Here is a 5,808-nt window from a genome sequence, read left to right as displayed (position 1 = left end):
AAGTGCACAGGGTGATTGAGCAGCGCTGCGCGATGTGCCACAACGCTGCGTTGGCCAGCAAGAACGTGGCGCTGCACACGCCGCAGTTGGTGCAGCAGCATGCACAGGCGATCTACCAGCAAACGGTGGTGTTGAGGCAGATGCCGCTGAACAACGCCACACAGATCACCGAGGACGAGCGCGCCCTCATCCGGCGATGGTTCGAGGCGGGGGCGCCGGGGGAGTGAGCCCCGGGCTCAACGCCGCATCAGCGTGGACTTGCCGAACAGGCTGGCGATCAGCTCGACGGCCACCTCGGCCGTCTGGTTGCGCACGTCCAGCGCCGGGTTGAGCTCCACCACGTCGAGCGAGCCCAGCCGGCCGGTGTCGGCGATCATCTCCATGCACAACTGGGCTTCGCGGTAGCTGGGGCCGCCGCGTACGGTGGTGCCGACCCCGGGGGCGACGTCGGGGTCGAGGAAGTCCACATCGAAGCTCACGTGCAGATGGGTCTGCGCATCGAGCAGGGCCAGGGCCATCTCCATCGTGTGGCGCATGCCCATCTCGTCGATGTAGCGCATGTCGAAGACCTCGAGGTTCTCGGCATGCACGAGGTGCTTCTCGCCGGCGTCCACGCTGCGGATGCCGATCTGGCGCACCATCTGCGGGCGGATGGCCGGACACTGGCCGCCCAGATGGGTCAGGGCCTGAGGCCCATGGCCGCACAGCACGGCCACGGGCATGCCGTGCACGTTGCCGGTGGGCGTGAGCGTGTTGGTGTTGAAATCGGCGTGCGCGTCGAGCCAGAGCACGCGCAGCTTTTTGCCCGTCTCCCGGCAGTGTCTTGCCACTGCGCTGATCGAGCCGATGCCCAGGCAATGATCCCCGCCAAGCAGGATCGGCAAGCGGCCTTGCTGAAGCTCGGCATGCACGGCCTCGTGCACGGCCTGGTTCCAGGCGACCACCTCGTCGAGGTGCCGGTAGCCGTCCACGGGAGCTTGCCAGGGGTTGGGCGGGCCGGCCAGGTTGCCTCGGTCGATCACCTCGCAGCCCTGGGCTTCGAGGACGGGTTGCAGTTGCGCCACGCGCAGGGCTTCGGGCCCCATGGAGGCGCCGCGAGAGCCGGCGCCCACGTCGGTGGGGGCGCCGATGAGACTGACGGGAATGGGCGAACGCGGCATGGCGGGATCAAAAATCGTCGGCAAAGGCGCCGCTGGTGCTGGGCGGGGCGTCCAGGGCATAGGCTTGGGCAATGAGCTGCCAAGCTTCTTCGGCGGTTTCGACGTACTGGAATAGGTGCAGGTCTTCGGGGGCGATCATGCCTTCTTCGACGAGCACGTCGAAGTTGATGAGGCGGCTCCAGAACTCGCGGCCGAACAGCAGCACCGGACGTTTGCGGCTCTTGCGTGTTTGCACGAGGGTGAGGACTTCGAACAGCTCATCGAGGGTGCCGAAGCCGCCCGGGAAGCACACCAGTGCGATGGCCCGCATCAGGAAGTGCATCTTGCGCAGGCCGAAGTAGTGGAACAGGAAGCACAGCTCCGGCGTGATGTAGGGATTGGGCTCCTGCTCGTGCGGCAGCACGATGTTCAGACCGATGCTCTTGCCCCCGGCTTCGTGCGCACCGCGGTTGCCCGCTTCCATGATGCCGGGGCCGCCGCCGGTGACCACGTAGATCGGCGGGTCCAGGCGCCGGGAGGCTTCGGTGACGAGCGCGGCGAAGCGGCGGGCCTCCTCGTAGTAGTGCGACATCCGCAGCCGCGATTGCGCGCGCGCAATCGCGCGGGCATCCCCGCTGCGCTGCGCCTGCTCCAGCGCCTGCCGGGCGGCATCGGCGGGCAGGATGCGGGCGCTGCCGAAGATCACGATCGTCGATTCGATGCCGTGCTGTTTCTGGACCAGTTCGGGCTTGAGCAGCTCGAGTTGCATGCGCACCGGGCGCAGCTCCTCGCGCAGCAGGAAGTCCTCGTCGGTGAAGGCCAGGCGGTAGGCGCTCTGGGGGCTGCCATAGCGGGGCAGGCTGGCCGCTGCGGCGGCATCGTCCTGGGCCGTGGGGAAGTTGCGGGCTGTGAGTTCCTGGCGCTTGTCGTCCATGCCGGGCTCTTCTCGTTGTGAGGCAAAGGGCCCGACAGCTTAGCGGATGCGCGCTGCCGCTGCGGGCAATGACCCCGATGGCCGCGCATGGCACACGGGGCAGTCCGGATGGCGTGCGATGCGGATCTCGGTCCACTCCATGTGACGGGCATCGAGCATCTGCAGGCGCCCGGCCAGAGAACGACCGACCCCGGCGAGCAGCTTGAGCGCCTCGGCGGCCTGCTGGCTGCCGATGATGCCCACCAGCGGCGCGAACACCCCCATCGTGGCGCAGCGCACTTCCTCGAAGGACTGCTCGGGCGGGAAGATGCAGGCATAGCAGGGGCTCGACGCATCGCGCGGGTCGTACACCGAAATCTGACCGTCGAAGCGGATGGCCGCCCCGGCCACCAGCGGCTTGCGATGGGCGACGCAGGCCCGGTTGAGGGCGTGGCGGGTGGCGAAGTTGTCGGAGCAGTCGAGCACCACGTCGGCGGCGGCGACGAGTTCGTGCAGGCGCGCTTCGTCGGCACGTTCGCACAGGGCCTGCACGTGCACCTCGGGGTTGATCGCCGCGATGCTGCGCGCCGCCGATGCCGCCTTGGGCTGGCCCAGGCGCGAGAGGTCGTGGATGATCTGACGTTGCAGGTTGGTGAGGTCCACGGTGTCGTGGTCGACCACCGTGAGGCGGCCCACGCCGGCTGTGCCCAGGTAATAGGCCACCGGTGAGCCCAGGCCGCCTGCGCCGATCACCAGCGCATGGCTGTCGAGCAGGCGCTGCTGGCCTTCCACGCCGAGTTCGTCGAGCAGGATGTGGCGGCTGTAGCGCAGGAGCTGGTCGTCGTTCATGCAGCCAGCATAAGGCGAAAACGCCTGCACATGGGCGTGGGCGAAGGCGCCCGCACGAGGCGGGCGCGCGGGTTGGCGAAAGTTGGGGAAACCTTGCTCAGTTGGCCTTGGTTTCCTCGGGCTTGCGCTCGGTCAGGGTCTTGGACACCGCCACCGGCTGCCCCTTGAGGCGATTGAGGGCCTGCTGGAGCTGGAAGTCCTCGGCGCTGCCGAATTCGGGCAGCGTGCGCTGCGGCGCCTGGCCCTGACGGGCGGCTTCCTCTTCCAGGCGCTTGAGCGCTTCCTCGCGTGCCTTGGCGCGCGCCGGGTCCTTGTCGCCGTTGCCGTTCTCGAGATGGCGCGTGAGGTCGACCTCGCGGGTGCGCAGGGCGCTGAACACGTTGCCCTCAGCAGTCTCGTCGATCATCAGGTCGGGGACGATGCCCGTGGCCTGGATGGAGCGGCCTGCCGGGGTGTAGTAGCGCGCGGTCGTGAGCTTGAGCGCGGTGTCGGCGGTGAGCTGGCGCACCGTCTGCACCGAGCCCTTGCCGAAGGTCTGGGAGCCCATGACGATGGCGCGTTTGTGGTCCTGCAGGGCGCCGGCGACGATCTCGCTGGCCGAGGCGGAGCCTTCGTTGACCAGCACCACCAGCGGCACGGTCTTGACCGCCTCGGGCAGGCGACGCAGCGGATCGTTGCCTCCACGCCGGACGTAGTACTCCGGGCTGGCCTTGAAGGTGGCCTTGGACTCGGGGATCTGGCCGTTGGTGGTGACCACGATGGCATCGCGCGGCAAGAAGGCGGCCGACACCGCCACCGCGCCTTCGAGCAAGCCGCCCGGGTCGTTGCGCAGGTCGAGCACCAGGCCCTTCATGTTGGGCTCGGCCTTGAACAGCTCCTCGAGCTTGCGGGCGAAGTCCTCGATGGTGCGGTCCTGGAACTGGCTGATGCGCAGCCAGGCGTAGCCGGGCTCGACGATGCGCCCGCGCACGCTTTGCACACGGATCTCCTCGCGCGTGATCGTCACCGGGAAGGTGCGGCTCTCGCTCTTGCGGAAGATCGTCAGGATGATCTTGGTGTTGGGTTCACCGCGGATGCGCTTGACCGCCTGGTCGATGGTCATGCCCTTGACCGGGGTGTCGTCGATGCGGGTGATGAGATCGCCGGTTTTGATGCCGGCGCGAAAAGCGGGCGAGCCCTCGATCGGGGAGACCACGCGCACCAGGCCGTCTTCCATGCCGATCTCGATGCCCACGCCCACGAAGCGGCCACTCGTGCCTTCGCGGAATTCCTTGAAGCTCTTCTTGTCGAAGTACTGCGAATGCGGGTCCAGGCCCGAGACCATGCCGCTGATGGCGTCGGTGATGAGCTTTTTCTCGTCCACCGGCTCGACGTAGTCCGACTTGATCATGCCGAACACGGCGGCGAGCTGCTGCATCTCTTCCAGCGGCAGCGGCGCCAGCGAGTTGCGCGCCGTGGCCTGCAACTGCATGGTGGTGAGGGCACCGGCCAGGGCACCGATGGCCACCCAGCCTGCGATCTTGAATTTGGCACCCATGATGGTCCTGGTCCTTTCAGGCGAAACGATGCCGCCGGCTCAGCGGCAGCACTGGCGATCAGTATAGGTTGAGGCCGTTCGTTTCGACGCCCGCAGGGTCACGAAAGTTGCAGGTGGAAATCCCTCGAATTTCCTCAGGTTTGACGGGGAAAGGTCACGACGTGGTCGACCTCGGGGCGGATGCCCACCCAGTCGCCCACGGCGTGGTTGTGGTGGGATGGCACGTGGGCCAGGACGGTCTCGCCGCTGGCCAGCCGCAGGGTGTAGAGGAACTCGGAGCCGCGGAAGGCCTTGCGCTCGATGCGCGCCTTCACCGGGGCGTCGTCGTCGTGGACGATGTCGTCGGCGCGCAGCAGCACATCGCATTCGCCGCCTGGGTAGGCGCTGGGCAGGGGGCACTCCTCCAGGTCGACCAGGTCGCCCAGCGGGGTGCGCACCACCGGTCCGCCGGGCTGCTGGACGATGCGGGCCGGGGTGAAGACGCCGTGGCCGATGAAGTCGGCCACGAATCGGGTGGCCGGGCGGTGGTAGAGCTGGTAGGCGGTGTCCCATTGCTCGAGCCGGCCCTGGTGCATCACACCGATCAGGTCGGCCACTGCGAAGGCCTCCATCTGGTCGTGCGTGACGAGCAGAGCGGTGGTGCCCGAGCGCTTCAGGATGGTGCGCACCTCCTGGGCCAGGCGTTCGCGCAGGTCCACGTCGAGGTTCGAGAAGGGCTCGTCCAGCAGCAGCAGGCGCGGGGCGGGGGCCAGCGCCCGGGCCAGCGCGATGCGCTGTTGCTGCCCGCCCGAGAGCTGGTGGGGATAGCGGGCCGCCACCGGGCCCAGGCCGACGAGTTCGAGCATCTCGGCCACGCGGGCCTCGCGTTCGCGGCGCGGGCGGTGGGCGATCCCGAAGGCTACGTTCTCGCCCACGCTGAGGTGGGGAAAGAGGGCGTAATCCTGGAAGACCATGCCGATGCGCCGCTGCTCGGGCGGCAGGTGGACCCCGGGCTGCCCCGGCTGGGCGGCGCTGAGCACCTCGGTTTCGATGGCGATGCGCCCGCCAGCGATGCGTTCGAGCCCCGCGATGGCCCGCAGCATCGAGGTCTTGCCGCAGCCCGAGGGCCCGATCAGGGCGCCGATCTCTCCCTGGGGCAGGGCCAGGCTGACGTCGTGCACGGCGGGATGGGAGGCCTGTGCGCCGGCATAGCGCACGCAAAGCTGCTGAATGTCCAGAAACATGGGGATGGCGGGGCGGCGTCGCAACGGCCTGCCGCAAGCGGGCAAGGGTCGGGCCGGACAGCCCCTATGATAGAGCCTGCAAAACAAATGATTACTTTTCGCATTCCGGCCTGACGCGGGTCAGGACCGCCGGCGGGCCGGGCCCGG

General features: G+C 68.2%; 5 protein-coding genes and 1 pseudogene. 1 reads left to right on the top strand and 5 read right to left on the bottom strand.

Features of this window, described 5'->3' with window-relative positions; genetic code table 11:
• Positions 1–227: pseudogene (locus ACK42S_RS15065) on the top strand (hypothetical protein); the annotation flags it as partial.
• Positions 228–236: 9 nt separating this feature from the next.
• On the opposite strand, the gene rocF reads toward ACK42S_RS15065, so the two are convergent.
• The 5 genes from rocF to ACK42S_RS15040 form a co-directional block, all read right to left on the bottom strand.
• Positions 237–1,160: an arginase gene (gene rocF, locus ACK42S_RS15060; protein ID WP_409709293.1), complete on the bottom strand. Its 924-nt coding sequence runs from the start codon at positions 1,158–1,160 to the stop codon at positions 237–239.
• Positions 1,161–1,167: 7 nt separating this feature from the next.
• Complete coding sequence (locus ACK42S_RS15055) at positions 1,168–2,073, bottom strand: TIGR00730 family Rossman fold protein (RefSeq protein WP_409709290.1); 906 nt, start codon at positions 2,071–2,073, stop codon at positions 1,168–1,170.
• A 39-nt stretch (positions 2,074–2,112) separates the two neighbouring features.
• Positions 2,113–2,901: a HesA/MoeB/ThiF family protein gene (locus ACK42S_RS15050; protein ID WP_409709287.1), complete on the bottom strand. Its 789-nt coding sequence runs from the start codon at positions 2,899–2,901 to the stop codon at positions 2,113–2,115.
• A gap of 97 nt (positions 2,902–2,998) precedes the next feature.
• Positions 2,999–4,438, bottom strand: coding sequence for a S41 family peptidase (locus ACK42S_RS15045; RefSeq protein ID WP_409709283.1), 1,440 nt, complete (start codon positions 4,436–4,438; stop codon positions 2,999–3,001).
• Positions 4,439–4,572: 134 nt separating this feature from the next.
• Complete coding sequence (locus ACK42S_RS15040; RefSeq protein ID WP_409709280.1) at positions 4,573–5,661, bottom strand: ABC transporter ATP-binding protein; 1,089 nt, start codon at positions 5,659–5,661, stop codon at positions 4,573–4,575.
• Positions 5,662–5,808: the final 147 nt, after the last annotated feature.

Source organism: Caldimonas sp., assembly GCF_046289365.1.
Lineage (GTDB): Bacteria > Pseudomonadota > Gammaproteobacteria > Burkholderiales > Burkholderiaceae_C > Caldimonas.
The sequence above is the reverse complement of the archived record's forward strand: the minus strand, read 5'-3'. Positions and strand labels throughout refer to the sequence as shown.